At 72.0% G+C, this 16412-nt stretch carries 15 protein-coding genes and 1 pseudogene; 12 read left to right on the top strand and 4 right to left on the bottom strand.

All coding sequences use genetic code 11. The features are described 5' to 3' along the window. A pseudogene (locus AAH979_RS05160) lies at positions 1–276 on the bottom strand (SWIM zinc finger family protein); the annotation flags it as partial. A 288-nt stretch (positions 277–564) separates the two neighbouring features. On the opposite strand from AAH979_RS05160, the gene AAH979_RS05155 reads away from it, so the two are divergent. Genes AAH979_RS05155 through AAH979_RS05145 form a run of 3 tightly spaced genes read left to right on the top strand, consistent with a single transcriptional unit; the run spans position 565 to position 3795 of the window. Continuing rightward, positions 565–1257, top strand: a complete 693-nt coding sequence (locus tag AAH979_RS05155) for a helix-turn-helix domain-containing protein (RefSeq protein WP_346256850.1) — start codon at positions 565–567, stop codon at positions 1255–1257. Beyond that, positions 1250–2173: an ABC transporter ATP-binding protein gene (locus AAH979_RS05150; RefSeq protein WP_346256849.1), complete on the top strand. Its 924-nt coding sequence runs from the start codon at positions 1250–1252 to the stop codon at positions 2171–2173. Before AAH979_RS05155 ends, AAH979_RS05150 begins: the two co-directional genes overlap by 8 nt. Positions 2174–2223: 50 nt before the next feature. Continuing rightward, positions 2224–3795: an ABC transporter permease gene (locus AAH979_RS05145; RefSeq protein WP_346256848.1), complete on the top strand. Its 1572-nt coding sequence runs from the start codon at positions 2224–2226 to the stop codon at positions 3793–3795. A gap of 190 nt (positions 3796–3985) precedes the next feature. On the opposite strand, the gene AAH979_RS05140 is transcribed toward AAH979_RS05145, so the two are convergent. The 3 genes from AAH979_RS05140 to AAH979_RS05130 all read right to left on the bottom strand — a co-directional run bounded on the left by AAH979_RS05140 (position 3986) and on the right by AAH979_RS05130 (position 5294). Continuing rightward, positions 3986–4393 (bottom strand): VOC family protein, encoded by a 408-nt coding sequence (locus AAH979_RS05140; protein ID WP_346256847.1) that lies wholly within the window; start codon positions 4391–4393, stop codon positions 3986–3988. 68 nt (positions 4394–4461) lie between these two features. Further along, the gene (locus AAH979_RS05135; RefSeq protein WP_346256846.1) at positions 4462–4956 is read right to left on the bottom strand and encodes an SRPBCC family protein; all 495 of its coding nucleotides are present in this window, start codon (positions 4954–4956) and stop codon (positions 4462–4464) included. Next, positions 4953–5294, bottom strand: a complete 342-nt coding sequence (locus AAH979_RS05130) for a metalloregulator ArsR/SmtB family transcription factor (protein WP_346256845.1) — start codon at positions 5292–5294, stop codon at positions 4953–4955. The genes AAH979_RS05135 and AAH979_RS05130 overlap by 4 nt, the downstream gene beginning before the upstream one ends. A gap of 140 nt (positions 5295–5434) precedes the next feature. Here AAH979_RS05130 and AAH979_RS05125 point away from each other — a divergent pair, with 140 nt between their 5' ends. The 9 genes from AAH979_RS05125 (at position 5435) to AAH979_RS05085 (ending at position 16407) form a co-directional block, all read left to right on the top strand. Next, a complete protein-coding gene (locus tag AAH979_RS05125) occupies positions 5435–6457 on the top strand; it encodes an SMP-30/gluconolactonase/LRE family protein (RefSeq protein WP_346256844.1) in 1023 nt (340 codons plus the stop codon). Between the two features lie 77 nt (positions 6458–6534). Next, positions 6535–7722, top strand: a complete 1188-nt coding sequence (locus AAH979_RS05120) for an ATP-binding protein (RefSeq protein WP_346256843.1) — start codon at positions 6535–6537, stop codon at positions 7720–7722. 26 nt (positions 7723–7748) lie between these two features. Beyond that, a complete protein-coding gene (locus AAH979_RS05115; protein WP_346256842.1) occupies positions 7749–8345 on the top strand; it encodes a response regulator transcription factor in 597 nt (198 codons plus the stop codon). Between the two features lie 114 nt (positions 8346–8459). Next, entirely contained in the window at positions 8460–10607 is a 2148-nt protein-coding gene (locus AAH979_RS05110; RefSeq protein ID WP_346256841.1) for a hypothetical protein, read from the top strand. Positions 10608–10637: 30 nt separating this feature from the next. Then, positions 10638–11420, top strand: a complete 783-nt coding sequence (locus AAH979_RS05105; protein WP_346256840.1) for an FHA domain-containing protein — start codon at positions 10638–10640, stop codon at positions 11418–11420. After that, positions 11417–12463, top strand: coding sequence for a serine/threonine-protein kinase (locus AAH979_RS05100; RefSeq protein WP_346256839.1), 1047 nt, complete (start codon positions 11417–11419; stop codon positions 12461–12463). Before AAH979_RS05105 ends, AAH979_RS05100 begins: the two co-directional genes overlap by 4 nt. 5 nt (positions 12464–12468) lie before the next feature. Beyond that, positions 12469–13014, top strand: a complete 546-nt coding sequence (locus tag AAH979_RS05095) for a hypothetical protein (protein WP_346256838.1) — start codon at positions 12469–12471, stop codon at positions 13012–13014. Further along, positions 13007–15493: an Hsp70 family protein gene (locus AAH979_RS05090; RefSeq protein WP_346256837.1), complete on the top strand. Its 2487-nt coding sequence runs from the start codon at positions 13007–13009 to the stop codon at positions 15491–15493. Before AAH979_RS05095 ends, AAH979_RS05090 begins: the two co-directional genes overlap by 8 nt. Continuing rightward, positions 15490–16407, top strand: coding sequence for a hypothetical protein (locus tag AAH979_RS05085; RefSeq protein ID WP_346256836.1), 918 nt, complete (start codon positions 15490–15492; stop codon positions 16405–16407). Before AAH979_RS05090 ends, AAH979_RS05085 begins: the two co-directional genes overlap by 4 nt. Positions 16408–16412: the final 5 nt, after the last annotated feature.

Raw genomic sequence — 16412 nt, 5'->3', positions numbered from 1 at the left:
CCGAACCCCGCAGCAGCCGGAGAAGGACTCGAAGCGCAGCCGGTCGCGACTGCCCGTCACCACCGGGTCGAGGCTGGCCGGGTCGGCCGGCCGGTAGTAGCGGCTGCGGGCGACCTCGGCCACCGCGAGCAGGCCGGCGGCGGCCGCCCGGGGCGTGGTCAGGAACCCGGAGAAGAACCGGGGGTTGGCCACCGGCCCGCCACTGGTCTGTAGGGCTAGACCATCGGGTCGGAGCGCGGAGGGGCCGAGATACCGGTACGTCTGGACGGCGGTCACGGCAGCGGATGCTACGCGGGCGTACCGACATCCGAGGTGTGGCCGGCTATCCCCAATGGCGCGTGGTGAGGGCGGTGGGCCGCTGTTCAAGCTGGCTGTGGTGAGTATGTCCGAACGCGGCCCCGGACTGCCGGCGTCGCCAACATCGCCGCCGCCCGACGTCTGACCGGGCATCCAGTGCTGGCGGGAGTCGTGCCCGGAGGTCAATGGGCTGGTGACGTGGAGCGCGGCCGACGGCGACGCCATACGATCTTCCACTTTCCAATATGAACGTATAGCATCCTGGTCATGAGTCCAGTTTCTGGTTGGGGCGACCGGCCACCGGAGGATCTGACCGCTCGCGCACGGATCCGGGACGCGGCGCTGACGCAGTTTGCCGAGCGAGGGTTCAGGGCCGCGACGATCAAGAGCATCGCGGAGGCCGCAGGCGTGTCACCTGGCTTGCTGCAGCACCATTTCGGCTCCAAGGACGACCTGCAACGGGTCTGTGACGAGTACGTGCTGGGGGCGTTCGACGGACTCGACAAGTTCGGCGTGATCAGCGGCGAGATCACCAACGCCGACTTCATGGGCGAGTTGTTCGCCAGAAGCCCGCTGATCCTTCGCTACATCGCGCGAGCCATGGTCGAGAGGACGCCCGCCGCGTCGGCCCTCTTCGCGACCGGCGCTTCGGTCTCGGAGGACTTCCTGAGCAGACTCTGGCCCGACCGCTTTCCACCGGGATCGAGCAGGGTGCGCGATGCCGCGACGGTGATGGCGGCGATGCACCTGTCGACCATCGTCCTGCACGACCACCTGTCCCAGCGCATGGGTGCGAACGTGCTCAGCCCCGAGAACTCCAGCCGCGTCGCCACGGCGATGCTCGACATCTACGCCAGCGTGGGGGAATTCGCCAGCTCCAGCGTGGGCGAGGGCATCCGGGACGCGGTCGTCAAGCAGCCGCACAACTCTCTTCCCACGAACGGAGACGCCGATGAGTGAGGCGATCAGGATCGCCGGTCTGGTGAAGAGCTTCGGGCGATCGCGGGCGCTGCAAGGCGTGGACCTGAACGTCAGCACGGGAGAGGTGCACGGGTTCCTCGGCCCGAACGGCGCCGGCAAGACCACCACCCTGCGCATCCTGCTCGGGTTCCTCCAGGCTGACGCCGGCACGGCTCGACTGTTGGGGAAGGACCCCTGGCAGGACGCGGTCGACCTGCATCGCAGGCTCGCGTACGTACCCGGCGATGTCACCCTCTGGCCGAGCCTGAGCGGCGGCGAGGTGATCGATCTGATGGGGCGCCTGCGCGGCTGTGCCGAGCAGCGACGCCGTGACGAGCTGATCGAGCGGTTCCGGCTGGACCCCAGGAAGAGGGCGCGTACCTACTCCAAGGGCAACCGGCAGAAGGTCGCGCTGATCGCGGCGCTCGCCTCCGACGTGGAACTGCTGCTGCTGGACGAGCCGACGTCCGGCCTCGACCCGCTGATGGAGGCGGTGTTCCGCGAGTGCGTCGAGGAGGAACGCCGCCGCGGCCGAACGGTGCTGCTCTCCAGCCACATCCTCTCGGAGGTGGAGGCGCTGTGCGACCGGGTGAGCATCATCCGGGACGGCCGGATCGTCGAGGCCGGAACACTCGCCGAGCTGAGGCACCTGACCCGCTCGTCGGTCACCGCCGACGTCACGGGTCCGCCGACGGGCCTGGCCACTCTGCCGGGCCTCCACGAGCTGCGGATCGAGGATCATCGGGTGCGGTGCGAGGTCGACCGGGAACACATCGGCACCGTCGTCGCACATCTCGGTTCGCTCGGACTGCGCGACATCGCCATCCAGCCGCCGACCCTGGAAGAGCTGTTCATACGCCACTACCAGGACACGGCAGAGACCAGTGACGAGCAGGAGAGGACGGGGGTCCGATGAGCGTGGCCCTCGTCCCCCGTCGTGCGAACCGTCCGGCCCGCTCCCCGAGAATGGCCACGGCGGGAACTCCTGTCCTGATCCGGCTGATCCTGCGCCGCGACCGGGTGTGGCTGCCCGTCTGGATGGCGCTGACCCTGGGCCTGGTGACCAGCCGGGCGAGTTCGATGGAATCGATCTATCCTGACGCGGCTGCCCGCGAGGAGCGCTACCGGGACGTCATGGCGGAAGTCCCCATGTTCAAGTTGTTCCAGGGTCCGGCGTACGACGACACCGCCGCCGCGCTGGTCGCGCAGGAGACCATCGGTGGCGCCACGGTCGTCGCCGCACTCGGTGCCGCGGTCTTCCTGGTTCGGCACACCCGTGGCGAGGAGCAGTCCGGCCGCAGGGAACTCGTCGGCTCGGCCGCTGTCGGCCGTCACGCGCAGCTCACCGCGGCGCTGATCGTGGTACTCGGAGCGGGCGCGATCCTCGGTGTGCTGTCGGCCGCGGGCCTCCGCGGTGCCGGCCTGCCCGACGCCGGCTCGATCGCGTTCGGCCTGGTCGTCGCGGGTGCGGTCTGGCTCGCGGCCGCCCTGGCCGCCGTGGTCGCCCAGTTGACCGAGAGTTCCCGCGCGGCGGGGGCGAGCGCGTTCGCGCTGTTCATGGGGATGCACTTCCTCCGGGGCGCGTTCGACATGGGCGACGATGCCGTCCGGCGGCTCGGATGGTTGGTGCCCAACGCTTGGTTGCAACGTAGCCGGCCGTTTGCGGACGAGCGCTGGTGGACGTTCCTTCTCGTCGTCGCGCTGGTGGTGGCGCTCGTCAGGATCGCCTACGCGCTCTCGGCGCGCAGAGATCTGGGCGCCGGACTGTTGGCAACACGTCCCGGGCCGGCCAGAGCCGCCAGGAGCCTGAGCGGACCGTTCGGCCTGGCCTGGCGGTTGCACCGCTCGATGGCACTGGTGTGGACGGTCGCCGCCATCGCCATCGCACTGCCCACGGGGTTCGTGGGAGCAGATGCGATGGAGGAGTACGCCGGCAGCGCACGGATGCGGGAATGGGCCGACGCGATGGGCACCTCGAACCCGGGCGACGCGTTCTTCGCCTACATCGCCTTCGCCATGGGCTTCCCCATCACCATCTACGCGATCATGACAGTGCTACGCCTCGGCCAGGAGGAGAACGTCGGGCACGCCGAAACGCTGCTGTCCGCTCCCGTGGACCGGACCCGCTGGGCCCTCAGCCACCTGCTGATCGCCCTGGCAATCCCCGCCGTACTCCAACTGATCCTCGGACTGTGCTTCGGGCTGGGCAGCGGCGAACTCGGCAGTATGGTCACCACCACCCTGAGCCTGATCCCCGCCGTGTGGGTGATGGTCGGCATCACCGTCGCCAGCTTCGGGCTGCTGCACCGCGGTGCCGCCGTGGTGGGCTGGGGCGCGCTGATCGCCGTCCTACTCGTGGAACTCGGGCAGCATCTGGGCTGGCCCGAATGGACGTTCACGACGTTCTCCCCGTTCGCCCACGTGCTGCCCTTCCACGGGCCTCCGAGCCCGCTAACCTTGGCCACCCTCACCCTGATCGCGGCAGTACTCGTCGGGATCGGGCTCGCCGGGGTACGGCGCCGCGACCTACTCGGGTAAGACCTACTCGGGTACGCAGCCTGCCTGCGACAAACCCCGCTGGCGGTGGCCCCCTCCTTCGAGGAGGCCATCGCCAGTCAGGGACCCGGAGCGACCGATCAGGCGGCGCGCCCGAGCGCCGACTCGCGCCAGAGAAGCGTGTGCCGTCACGCACGCGTACGCTCGCATTGCGGCTGACGATCTTTGGTCGCTAAGCCCGGGAGGAGATCTGCTGCACGGCCCAGCCGTTGCCGTCCGGATCGCTGAAGAAGACGAATCCGACGTTGTCCAGCGGGTTGTCGACGGGCCCCGGATTCTCGCCGAGGACCTGGATCTCGCTCACCTCGACGCCCCGCTCGACGAGCTGGGCGCGCGCCTTGGCCAGGTCGGCGACGACGAGTTGCAGCCCGCGCAGCGAGCCGGGCGGCATGTCCGGCACGGCGCCGGTGCCGATCACGATCGAGCAGCCCGAGCCCGGCGGGGTGAGCTGGACGATGCGCACCCCGTCGCCGGGCCGGGTGTCGTGGTCGACGTGGAAGCCGAGCTGGTCGGCGTAGAAGGTCTTGGCCCGGTCCACGTCGGAGACGGGGACGATCACCACTTCCAGGGTCCAGTTCACGGTGACTGCCTCTCTGTGTGTGTCGACATCGGTGTCCGGCCGGTGCCGGGGACCGGCGGTCCTCGCGGTCAGCGGGCCGCGGTCCGCTCCGCGAGCAGGTCGTCGAGCCGGTGGTAGCCCTCGGTCACGCCGCGCCGCATCGGATAGCGGAGCACCCGGTCCCGGCCTTCGGGCGTGGCGTAGCGGATCGTGCTGGTCAGGGTGGTCACTCCGGCCCGTTCGGCGAGCCGATGGCTGATCAGGGTGTCGCCCGGGTACGACTGGTCGTCGTACCGCTCGGTGTAGACCAGCCGCCGGGCCGGCTCGATCACCTGGTAGATCCCGCCGTGCGCCATCTCCTCGCCGCCCGGGCCCCGGGAGACAAACCGCCACGCGCCGCCGACCCGCAGGTCCACCTGGCAGTCGACGAGCTGCCAGCCCCGCGCGCCGAACCAGCGGCGGAGCAGGTCGGGACGGGTCAGCGCGTCGAAGACCAGCCCGGCCGGGGCGTCGAAGGCGCGGCTGAGCACGATCTCCCGGTCGGTCGGGGTGGTCACGGTCAGCTCCCGGTCGCCGCTGGTCACCGCCCCTCGCCGCCCTCGGCCTGGAGTTCGGCGAGCAGGCCGTCGAGCCGCTGGTAGCTCTCGGCCCAGTAGTCGCGGTAGTTCTCCAGCCAGTCCAGGGCGGCTTTGAGTGGCCGGGCCTCCAACCGGCACGGCCGGCGTTGCGCGTCCCGGCCCCGGGAGACGAGCCCGGCGCGCTCCAGCACCTTGAGGTGCTTGGAGACGGCGGGTTGGCTCATCGCGAACGGCGCGGCCAGCTCGGTGACGCTGGCCTCGCCGGCGGCCAGCCGGGCGAGGATCGCCCGCCGGGTCGGGTCGGCCAGGGCCGCGAAGGTCGCGTCGAGCAGGTCCGCACTCATCTTTCGTAACCTCTCAGTTCTATAACCAGATGGTTTATATCGTTGCCCGGCGGCAGCCGTCAAGCCGACCCGCCCGGAGCTGTCCAGGGCGGACGGGGCCGGACCGGCGCGGGCAGCGATCCGGATGGATACCATGGGCCATGGCCAGACCCCGGATCGATCCCGTCGTGTGGCGACCGGAGCGGGCACCGGCCCGGGCCCGTCAGCACAGCGGCACCGACCCGATGCCACCGGTACGCCTGCACGCCCTGCCCGGCCATGGGCCGGAGGACGTCGCGGTCGACTCCGCCGGCCGGGTCTACACCGGGCTCGCCGACGGCCGGCTGGTGCGGCTGTCGACGGACGGCACCGGGCCACGGGTGGTCGCCGAGACCGGCGGCCGGCCGCTCGGCGTCGAGGTGGACCGTGACGACCGGCTGGTGGTCTGCGACGCCGGGCGTGGACTGCTCCGGGTCGATCCCGACACCGCCCGGGTCAGCACCCTCGTCGCCGCCGGCACGCCGGTCGGGTCGGCACCGCTGCGGCTCTGCAACAACGCGGCGGTGGCCGGCGACGGGTCGATCTGGTTCAGCGACTCGTCCCAGCGCTTCGCCCTGGCGCACTGGAAGGCCGACCTGCTGGAACACTCCGGCACCGGACGCCTGCTCCGGTGGCGTCCGGACGGGCGTACCGAGGAGGTGCTGACCGGGCTCCAGTTCGCCAACGGGGTGGCGCTGGCGGCCGACGAGTCGTACGTGGTGGTGGCCGAGACCGGGGCGTACCGGCTGACCCGGGTGTGGCTGACCGGGCCGCGTACCGGAGACGTGGACCAGCTGGCCGACAACCTGCCGGGCTTCCCCGACAACCTCGCCCCCGACGACGACGGGCTGCTCTGGATCGCGATGGGCTCGCCCCGGAACGCGCTGCTGGACCGGGTCTCGCCGTGGCATCCCGCCGTGCGGCGGGCGGTCTGGGCGCTGCCGGACTTCCTGCAACCGAAGCCGGCGGACACCGCCTGGGTGCAGGCGGTGGACGCCGAGGGCCGGGTCCGGTACGACCTCCAGGCATGCGTCCCGGGCTTCTCGATGGTCACCGGGGTACGCCGGCACGGCGCCACCGTCTGGCTGGGCAGCCTGCACGGCGGTGCCGTCGCGGCGTTGGACCTGCCGGCGGTGCCCTCCTAGCCGGACACCGTCCTGATCGTGGGAGTCCGCCGCAGAGCGGACTTCCGCGTATCGCCGGGGTTTGAAATCTTGGGAGCGTGTCGGAGGTCAACGGGCGGGAACAAGCCGAACGCGTGCTGGTCCGCGGGTTCGGGGCGCTCCGGCTCGCGCAGTACGCCACGGCCGGGGCGGCCGCCGTCTCCACCGACCGGTCGGCATACCTGCGGCCGGGCGTCGTGTTCGGCCTCTACGCCGTGGCCGCCGTGTGGTCGCTGGTGCTCTACGGAGCCGCGCTGCGCGGGCGGCGCATCACGTCGCTCGCCGTCGTCGCCGACGTCCTGCTCATCGGGGTCGCGCTCGTGGTCATCGGCCGGTTGACCGCGCCCGGCCACGCGATCGGGTGGGCGAACTGGACCGTCGGGCCGGCAAACGCGGCCGGCGTGCTCGCCGTCGTGTTCAGCCCACGCCGGCTGGCCGGACCGTCGATCCTGCTGCTGTCCGGCTGCTACCTCGCCGGGGTGTGGCGGGATCTCGCCGCCGGCTCCTCGCCCCTCGCGTCCGCGACCGGCAACATCGGCTCGCTGGTCCTGTTCACCGTCGCCGCCGGATTCGCCGCGGCCTGGGTACGCTCGTCGGCGCGCGCCGCGGACGAGGCCCACGCGGCCGCGCTGGCGGCCCAGCGCCAGGCGGCCGACGCGGCCGCCCGGATGGCGTCGGTCGAGGCCCGGGACTGGGAGCGGCGGCGGCAGTACCGGAACCTGCACGACACGGTGCTGTCCACGCTGACCGTGGGCGCGATGGGGCAGATCGACCTCAACACCGAGCAGTTCCGCAGCCAGTGCGAGCGCGACGCGCGGTACCTGCGCTCCCTGATCACCGGGTCGGACGACGCGATGTCGACGGACCTCGGCGCCGGGCTCGGGCGTGTCATGCGTGACCTGGCGGCTCTCGGGCTGCGGATCGACCACAACGCGGCGGAACTGCCGACGGGCGTGCCCGGTCACGTCACCGAGGCGCTGCTCGGCGCGACCCGGGAGGCGCTCAACAACGCCCGCAAGCACGCGGGCACCGGGCAGGCGTGGCTGACGACCCGAGGCGACGACGCCGGCGGGGTACGCGTCACGGTCGTCGACCGGGGCGCCGGCTTCGTGCCCGCGGCCACGCGGAGCGGGTACGGCCTGCTGGGCTCGATCCGGCACCGCGTGGTCGAGGCCGGCGGCCAGTGCGACATCACCAGTACGCCCGGCGAGGGCACCACCGTGGAGATCACATGGAAACCGTCATAACCATCGGCGCCATCGACGACGAGAAGATGCTGCTCCAGTCGTTCGCGAACTGGTTCGGCAGCACGCCCGACATCCGCTTGACGGCGATGGCCGCGTCCGTCGACGAGTACCTTGCCGGACCCGACGCTCCGGCGATCGTGCTACTCGATCTCGACCTGGGCAACTTCACCGACCCGGCGCACAACGTCGCGCAACTGACCGCCACCGGCCGCCAGGTGATCGTCATTTCGGTGGTGAAGGACCGCCGCTGGGTGGTCTCCGCGACCGAGGCCGGCGCGGTGGCCTACATCCCCAAGGAACGCGATCTCAACGATCTGGCGGACACGATCCGGGCCGTGCACCGCGGCGAGACGCCAACGTCGCCGGAGCACGCGTTCCTGCTGAGCGACGACGACCGCCGCGGTCCGTCGCTGACACCTCGGGAACGGCAGATCCTGCTGGGGGTGGCGGAGGGCATGACGCACGCCGCCATCGCGCGGCGGCTCGGCATCGAGAAGAGCACGGTGAAGACCCACCTGGAGCGGGTTCGGCAGAAGTACCGGGACGACGGGCGGCCGATCACCAATCCGGGTGACTACCTGAAGCGCGTCGGCGAGGACCCGATCCGTGGTGATCTGCCCTAGGCCGTACATCTGGTTTCCAACTGTCTGCCGTGGTGCGCGGCGCGCGACGCGACGATCCTGAGAGCAGAGCCGAGCCGATCCGAGTCCTGAACGATGTCGTCCTGGGGAGCACGAGTGAGTGAGGTGGCGGTCGCCAGCCTGCGGGAGATGGCCGGGCCGGACCTGTACCGGCGCAACGCCTTCCGGGTCACCGGCCTGCCGGTGGATGTGGACCGGCGCACCGCGCGAGCGCGGCAGCAGCAGTTGACGGCGGCGCTGCGGGTCGGCGCGGACGTGGGCTGGCAGGGTTCCTCGGCAACCGCCGAGGAGGTACGCGCCGCGTTCGACGGGGTGTTGGGCGATCCGCGCCGCCGCCTGGTGCACGAGGTGTTCGCCGTGTGGGGCACGCCGGACGGGTGCGAGTGCCCGGCGGGTGTGCACTACGACCACGACGCCGCGGTGCAGGCACACGCCGCGGCGCTCGACGTGGAGCCGGCCGACCTGCTGGCCGCGACCATCGCCGGCGGGCTACCGGGGCAGTGGACGGCGGCGGCGACGGCCTGGACGAAGACGCTCCGGTCGGCGTCGTTCTGGCGGCACCTGCACCACCGCGTGGAGCGGCTCGACGACAGGCAACTCGACGCGTCCGCCGTGGACGCGCTGCGCGCGGAGTTGCCGGTGGCGTTGGTGCGCCCACTCCTGCGGCTGGCGGCGTCCGCCGCCTATCCCGCTGCGCTGCGGAAGAACCTGGGTGAGTGGCCGGTGCCGGCCCGGGAACGCGACCGGCTGATCGAGGAAGCCGCCGAGCCGCTGTATACGGAGCTGGAGTCCGCCGTCCGGGACCTGCACACCCGGCTGGAGTCGGGTGACGCCGACGAGATCGTGACCGAGATGCGCGCGCGGGTGAAGCCGTTGCTGGCCCGGCTGGAGGGGTTGGCGCCGCGCGACGAGCACCGCCGCACGGAGGCCGTCCGGGACAAGGTCGCGGTGCTGCTCAACAACTGCGCACTCGCCCGGCACCGGGCCACCGGACAGTACAAGGGCAAGGTCAAGGGCTGGCTGGCGGAGGCGGAGAAGCTCGCCACCGACCCGGAGACCCGGCGCCGGGTCCGGGAGAACCTGCGTGGCTTCGACGAGGCGGACGGCGCGCTCAACCAGTTCCGGTTCAGGGTCGACGAGATCCGCCGGACCCGCGGGCGGTACGAGGCCGCGAGGTTCCTGCGCGGCATCCTCGCCGAGGTCACCGACGAAGCGCTCGCGGTGGCCATCCGCGCCATGCTGTCCGATCTGGAGGCCGGCGCGCCGGTCTCATACGACACGCCCAGCCGACCGCTCCGGTACCGCACGCCGATCCGACTGTCTGACTGGGAGGAGTACGAAGCGCGGCGGCAGCGGCTCCGGGTGCTCGGTGTCCTCGCGCTCTGCGCGGTCGTGGTGGTGGCGCTCGTGCTGATCGTCAACGCCGTGACCGACGCGGGGAAGGACTCTGTCGACATCCACCCGGTCGACTACGGCGACGTCTCGCAGGAAATCATCTGCGTCCGGGACGCGAACGACTGGCGCGACGGCGACACGGCGGTGACGACCGTGCCCTGCGGGCAGGAACACGCCGGCGAGGTGATCGCCTATCTGGGACTGCGGGAGGCAATCTCGTCCTGGCCCGGCGCGGACTACGACTACCTGGCCGGACTCGCGCGCTTCAGCTGCGGGGAGTACGCGATCCACTTCGGACTGTCGTCGGATCCGTACACCACCGAGGTCGTCCTCCCCGACCCGGACGTCGTCGTCAGTCCAGACTCGGTGTCCAACTACGCGACGTGCCTGGTGGTGCGTGCCGACGGCGAGCGTTGGTCGTTCCTGGCGGCCTCGCAACAGACCGGGGCCCAGCTCGCCGTACCGCGGCCGGTGACGTCCCGCCAGGGCCGGGACCACAACGCGCCGGCCGGATACTGTGTGGAACTCAAGCAGGAGCCGGACGGGGCGGACAACGTGTGGCCGATCGTGCGCTGCGACAATCCCCACTGGGCCGAGATCCTCGGCTACCAGGCCCTGAACTGGCCCCCGCCCGGGCCACGGCTCACCGAGGACGCCGCCCGGGTGCGGCTGGCGGAGGAGGCGGGCCGGGCGTGCCAGCAGCTCGCGAGCCAGCTTCGGGTGCCCAGCACGTTCACGGTCACGCCGGTCCGCTCCGATTGGTGGACCGAGCAGAGTCAGCAGCGGATGTACGCGGCCTGCGTGGCACACCGCAAGGACGACCAGCCCTTCGACGGGCGAGCCCGGTAGGCCGGCATGGTGCCGCACAAGGAGTCGACGGTGGGTGCGGAAGCCCGCACGGGCGGGAGCGTGACGTTGCGCGTCACCTCCCCCGAGGGGAGGGTCCGGGGCGTGGAGCTGACGGACGGGCCCATCACGGTCGGGCGTACGGCGGCGGACCACACGCCGGACGTGGTCCTGGAGCCGGACCCGCAGCGCTGGGTCGGCCGCCTGCACTGCACACTGGACTCACGCGACGGCGGCTGGACGGTCACCGACAACGCGAGCGTCAACGGCACGCTGCTCCGTTCCCTGAGCGGACGCACCGAACGCCTGGTGGGAAGCTGCCGCCTGCGGCACGGCGACGCGCTGCTGATCCTCGGCGACATGTCCCCGGACGGCGAACCGCTGTACTGGGAGCTGACGCTGCTCGACCCGCACACCACGCAGGCCGCGCCGTTCGAGCCGGCGCCGGCGGTGCCGACCCGCGGGCCGTGCCTGCGGTACGACTGGGTAGCCGCGCGGGCGTACCGGATCGACGAGAGCGGTGAGACCCCGGTCAGCGGGCTGCGGCCACAGGGCCACCAGCTTTTGCGGTACATGGTGGGTCGCAGCAGCGCCGGTGCGGCGGTCGCGTGCGGGCACGAGGAGCTCATCACCGCGCTCTGGGGCCCACGGGAGGAGTGGCCGGCGGGCCGCGCCTACACCCGTGCCGACCTGGCCGGCGTCGTACGCGCGGTGCGCCGCGCCATCGAGTCGGATCCGTCCGTGCCGCGCATCCTGGAGACCATCACCGGCATCGGGTACCGGCTCATCGTCAAAGATCCCAAGGAAGACTCGTGAGTCTGCTGGAGAGCGGCGACCGCGTCACCGAAACGCTCGTGGTGGACCGGTTGCTCGGTGAGGGCGCGTTCGCCGAGGTGCACCGGGTACGCCACGAGTACCTGGGCTGGCAGGCCATGAAGGTCTTCAAGCGGGTCGCCTCCCTCGACGAGACCCGTACCCTGCTGGAGGAGGCCCGGCTGCTGTCCACATTGGGCCATCCGAACATCGTGCGGGTGTTCGACGCCGGCACCGTGCGTACGCCGCAGGGCGTCCGGGGATTCTTCACCATGGAGTACGTGGCCGGGGGCAGCCTCGAACGGCTGATCCGCGCGCACGCGCCCACGATGCCGGTGGCGCTGGCGGTCGAGGCGGCCGAACAGATCGCTTCCGGCCTGACCGCCGCGCACGAACAGGACCCGCCGATCCTGCACCGCGACCTCACGCTGGCGAACATCCTCGTCGGATACGACGGCAGCGGCCTGCGGATCCGGATCAGCGACTTCGGGCTCGCCAAGCGCGCCGACCCGTTCACGATGCTGGCCAGCGCCCAGGGCACGTTCGCCTTCATGGCGCCGGAGGTGCTGCGCCGCGAGGGGTACTCGCGGGCCAGCGACGTGTGGTCGGTGGGCACGATCGTGTACCTGCTGTTGACCAACCGCCTGCCCTACGACGACGGTGGGCCGCTGTCGTCGTACTCGCCGGGTCGGTTCGCGCGGGTGCCGCTGCCGCCCAGCCGGTACCACCCAGAGGTGGACCCGGAGCTGGACCAGATCTTGCTGTCCACACTGGAGGTCGACCCGGCCGATCGGCCGGCCTCCGCCGGCGTGTTGGCCGCCAGACTGCGCAGCCGGCGCATTGGCGGCAACTCCGCCCGCAGCCGGGAAGAGCCGCCCGACGCCCGGGCCCTGCGGCTTGCCGAGCAGGCGCTGGCACTGGCCCGGCACGCCGGCCAGCTCGACCGGGCGGCGGGCCTGATGGCGGAGGCGCTCGAACTGTCGCCGGGCCTGCGCGCCCGCTACTTGCCCAAGTTGAACCTGTGGCGACGAGGGGTGACGATGTGAAACGCATGACCCGACTGCGCGAGGAGCTTCGCCAGCGCCGGCATCATCGGGAGTTCCGGATCGGGCCTCCGATGTGGACGGAGCCGCAGCGGGCCCGGCTGGAGGATCTGCTGACGGCGGTCCGGAACGCGAAGCCGGACGAGAAGGAAGCGCCGCCCGCGCAACCGGACGAGAAGGAAGCGCCGCCCGCGCAGCCGGACGGGGCGGCACTCGCGACGGCCGTCACGAACCTGTGGCGGGCCCAGCGAAAGCTCGCCCCGGCCGGCGAGCGGCCCTCGCCCCGCGACCGCCAGGCCACCCGGTATCTGCGCACCTCCACCGAGGCGCTGGCCGACGCCGGCCTGGTCGTCCAGGACCACGACGGCGACGTCTTCAACCCGGGGCGGGAGCTCGAAGTCCTGGTGTACCAGGAGAACCCGGCCCTGAGCACCGAGACCGTCATCGAGACCGTACGGCCGTCCGTCTATCTGCACGGCCGCCTCATCCAGATGGGACAGGTCATCGTCGGTACTCCCACTCAGCAGGTTGACGGAAGGAACGAGCATGCGTGACACCATCGACTTCGGCATCGACCTCGGCACCACCAACAGCGCGATCGCGGTGGTGGAGGAGGACGGCAGCGTCGCCGTCATCAAGAACAACGACGGCTGGGACTTCACCCCGTCGGCGGTGTGGATCCCGAAGCCCGGGGTCGTGCACGTCGGACGCCGCGCGCGCGAACGGGTACAGAGTGACCCGGAAAACGCGGCCGCCGAGTTCAAGCTGGAGATGGGACTCGCCGACGCCGGCAAGCGGTTCGGCAAGGCCGGCAGCACGCTGACGCCGCCGCAGCTCTCCGCCGAGGTGCTCAAGTCGCTGCGGGCGGACGCCGCGCACCACAGCGGCAGCCCGCCGGAGGCGGCGGTCATCACCGTGCCGGCCGCGTTCTCGCTCAACCAGAACAAGGCAACCCTGGAGGCGGCGGCACTCGCCGGGCTCAGCGCCTCCTGCCCGCTCGTCCAGGAGCCCACCGCGGCAGCCTTCGCGTACGGCTTCCACGACGCGGACGACCGGGCGTACTGGATGGTGTTCGACTTCGGCGGCGGCACGTTCGACGCGGCGGTCGTGAGCAAGCGGGACGGCGACCTGCGGGTGCTGAACCACGCCGGCGACCCGTACCTGGGCGGCAAGCTCATCGACTGGGCGGTGGTGGAGCGGATCCTGGCCCCGGCCGCCGCGGCCGAGTTCGGCTTCGCCGACTTCCACCGCGAGAACCCGGAATGGCGGCTGAACTTCGCCAAGCTGAAGTGGCTCGCCGAGGAGGGCAAGATCCAGCTCTCCCGCCGGGACGCGATCGACCTGGTGGTGGACCTGACGGTCGGCGGAGGTGACATCGAGACGTTCGAGTACACGCTCCGGCGGGACGAGCTCGACCGGGTCGCCGAGCCGTTCTACGCCCGGGCGACAAACCTGTGCCGCAGCGCGCTCGCCGACAGTGGGCTGAGTGCGGACGACATCGACCGGCTGCTGCTCGTCGGCGGCACCACCCTCGCGCCCGGACTGCGGGAGCGCCTCGCCGACGGCCGCGACGGCCTCGGCATCGCGCTCGACACCAGCCTGGATCCGACCACCGTGGTCGCCCGCGGTGCCGCCATCTTCGCCAGTACCGTCCGGCGCCCCGACCCACCGTCGTTCCAACCGGCCGCCGGCGAGTTCGCCCTCCAACTCGCGTACGAGCCGAGCGTCACGACCACCACACCCGTGGTCGCCGGCAAGGTGCACGGCACCGCACCGGTGGACTGGACCGGGTACGGCGTGACGCTCAGCAACCCGGACGGGCAGCCGCCGTTCCGCACCGGACGGGTGGTGCTGAACGCCGAGGGCGCCTTCCTGACCGAGGTCGCCATCGATCCACACCGGACCTCGCGGTTCACGGTGGAGCTCACGGACGGGTCCGGCGTACCGCAGAAGGTGTCGCCCGACTCGCTGTCCATCACGCACCGGGAGGTCGAATTCGGCGGTGCCCGGCTGACCCACTCGCTCGGCATCCAGCTCGCCGACCGCGCGTTCGCGCCACTGCTGCGCAAGGGCGCGACGCTGCCAACCCGGGCACGCGAGGTGTTCCGCACTGCCGCGGCGCTGCGCCGCTCGGACGCCGAGGCCGTGGTCCGGATCCCGGTGGTGCAGGGCGAACGGGACCGCGCCGACCGCAACCGCCCGGTCGGCATGCTGGAGATCCGCCCGCTGGACGTGCGGATCGACCTGCCCGCCGGAACCGAGGTCGAGGTGACGTTCGAGGTGGACGCCTCCAGCCTCGTCACCGTCGTCGCCGACGTGCCGCTGATCCAGGCCCAGTTCGAGGCGGAGATAAACCTCGACGAGGTGCGCACGCCGCAGCCGGACGAGCTGGCGTCCGCGCTGGCCGAGGCCGAGCAGCGGATGGCCGCGCTGCACGAGTCGCACGCGTCGGAGGTACCGGAGGTACGCGACCGGTTGCGGCGGCTCGACGACGAGGGCACCCTGACCACCGCGCGGGAACAGGTCCGGGCCGCCGCCGTGGACGCGGGCGCGGCCGCCACGGCCGAAGACCGGCTGCGCGAGGTGCAGGCGCAGCTCGACGACATCGAGGAGGCCGCCGACCAACCAGCGCTGGTACGGGAGCTGCGTGACCTGCTCGCCGAAACCGGCCGGCTGGTATCCGAGGTGGGGCACCCCGCCGACCGGTCGGCGCTCGCCGAGTTCGAGCGGCGCGCGAACGAGGCCATCGACAGCGGCAGCTCGGCGCGGATCAAGGCGGAGACCGAGCGGGTCACCGAGTTCCTCATCGAGCTCGAACGGCGGCAGCCGGGCTGGTCGGTACGCCTGTTCTACGCGCTGTGCGAGCAGCAGGGCCGGATGCAGCCGTCCGGTGAGGCCCGCAAGCTCGTCCGGGAAGGCAAGGAAGCGCTGGCCGCTGGTGACGAACGCGCGCTCGACGCGGTCAACTCGCGGCTCGTCCGGCTGCTGCCGCGCGAGGAGCAGCCGAAGATCATCGGGCTGGTCGGCCGGTGACCGCGCCGGACCTGGGTACCGACCTGACGCTGAGCCGGGCCATGGCCGCCGCCCGGCGCGGCGACCTGGACGGTGCGGCCCAGACTCTCGCCGCGTTGGACGGCGCCGAGCCGGCCGCCCTCGACCTGCTCGCCCGGATCCGCGCCCAGCAAGGACGCTGGCAGGAGGCGGACGCGTCCTGGGCGGCGGTCCAGGCGATCGACCCGGGCCACGAGGGCGCCGCTGCGGGCCGGCGGGCGGTCGCCGCCATCCTCGCCGGTGATCGCCGGCCGCGTCCGGTCGCGCCGCGGGTGGGCCTCGCGGCGGCCGGGGTGGTGGTGGTCGCGGTCGCCGCCGGTACCGCGATCGTGCTCCCGTCGCTGTCAGCCCCGCCGCCCGCGAAGCCCGTCGCGTCGGTGGCCGCCTCCACGCCGGACACCGCGGCATTGGACGCGGAGCGGCGCCGTGCCGCGGAGTTGCAGGGCCGGCTCCAGCAGATCGAGGCGGATCGGGCGGCCGCCGCCCAGGCGTTGGCCGCCCGGCTCGACGCTATTGCCCGCGGCGTCACCCTGCCCGGCGTGGTGGTGCAGCGCCGCCCGGACACGGTGGAGGTCTATTTCCGGAAGGGCCTGTTCAGCCGCGACGCCTGGCTGACCGCGAACGGTGCCGAGCTGCTCGCCGCCGTCGGCCGCCGCCTGCCCGACCTCGACGTGGCGGTCACCGTGGTCGGGCACAGCGTGCCGGTGCCGGGCGGACGCACCAGCGGCGGCTCGGGTACGGCGCTGAGCCGGGCCCGGGTCGCGGCGCGGGAGCTGGCGGAGGCCGGCGACCTGCCACTGACCGCTTTCACCCTGCGCTCCGCCGACCAGTCCGAGGGCCCGTTCCGGGAGCCGGCCCGCAACCGCACCGCGAGCCTCGTCCTCACCCCCTCATGATCAGG

This window comes from Plantactinospora sp. ZYX-F-223 (assembly GCF_039649625.1).
Lineage (GTDB): Bacteria > Actinomycetota > Actinomycetes > Mycobacteriales > Micromonosporaceae > Plantactinospora.
This window is presented reverse-complemented; position numbering and strand designations above follow the sequence as displayed.

Bases quoted from the DNA above. Each gene is read 5' to 3' on its own strand.
- AAH979_RS05155 (WP_346256850.1), top strand. From the start codon at position 565: ATGAGTCCAGTTTCTGGTTGGGGCGACCGGCCACCGGAGGATCTGACC.
- AAH979_RS05150 (WP_346256849.1), top strand. From the start codon at position 1,250: ATGAGTGAGGCGATCAGGATCGCCGGTCTGGTGAAGAGCTTCGGGCGA.
- AAH979_RS05145 (WP_346256848.1), top strand. From the start codon at position 2,224: ATGGCCACGGCGGGAACTCCTGTCCTGATCCGGCTGATCCTGCGCCGC.
- AAH979_RS05130 (WP_346256845.1), bottom strand. From the start codon at position 5,294: ATGAGTGCGGACCTGCTCGACGCGACCTTCGCGGCCCTGGCCGACCCG.
- AAH979_RS05125 (WP_346256844.1), top strand. From the start codon at position 5,435: ATGGCCAGACCCCGGATCGATCCCGTCGTGTGGCGACCGGAGCGGGCA.
- AAH979_RS05115 (WP_346256842.1), top strand. From the start codon at position 7,749: ATGCTGCTCCAGTCGTTCGCGAACTGGTTCGGCAGCACGCCCGACATC.
- AAH979_RS05095 (WP_346256838.1), top strand. From the start codon at position 12,469: ATGACCCGACTGCGCGAGGAGCTTCGCCAGCGCCGGCATCATCGGGAG.
- AAH979_RS05090 (WP_346256837.1), top strand. From the start codon at position 13,007: ATGCGTGACACCATCGACTTCGGCATCGACCTCGGCACCACCAACAGC.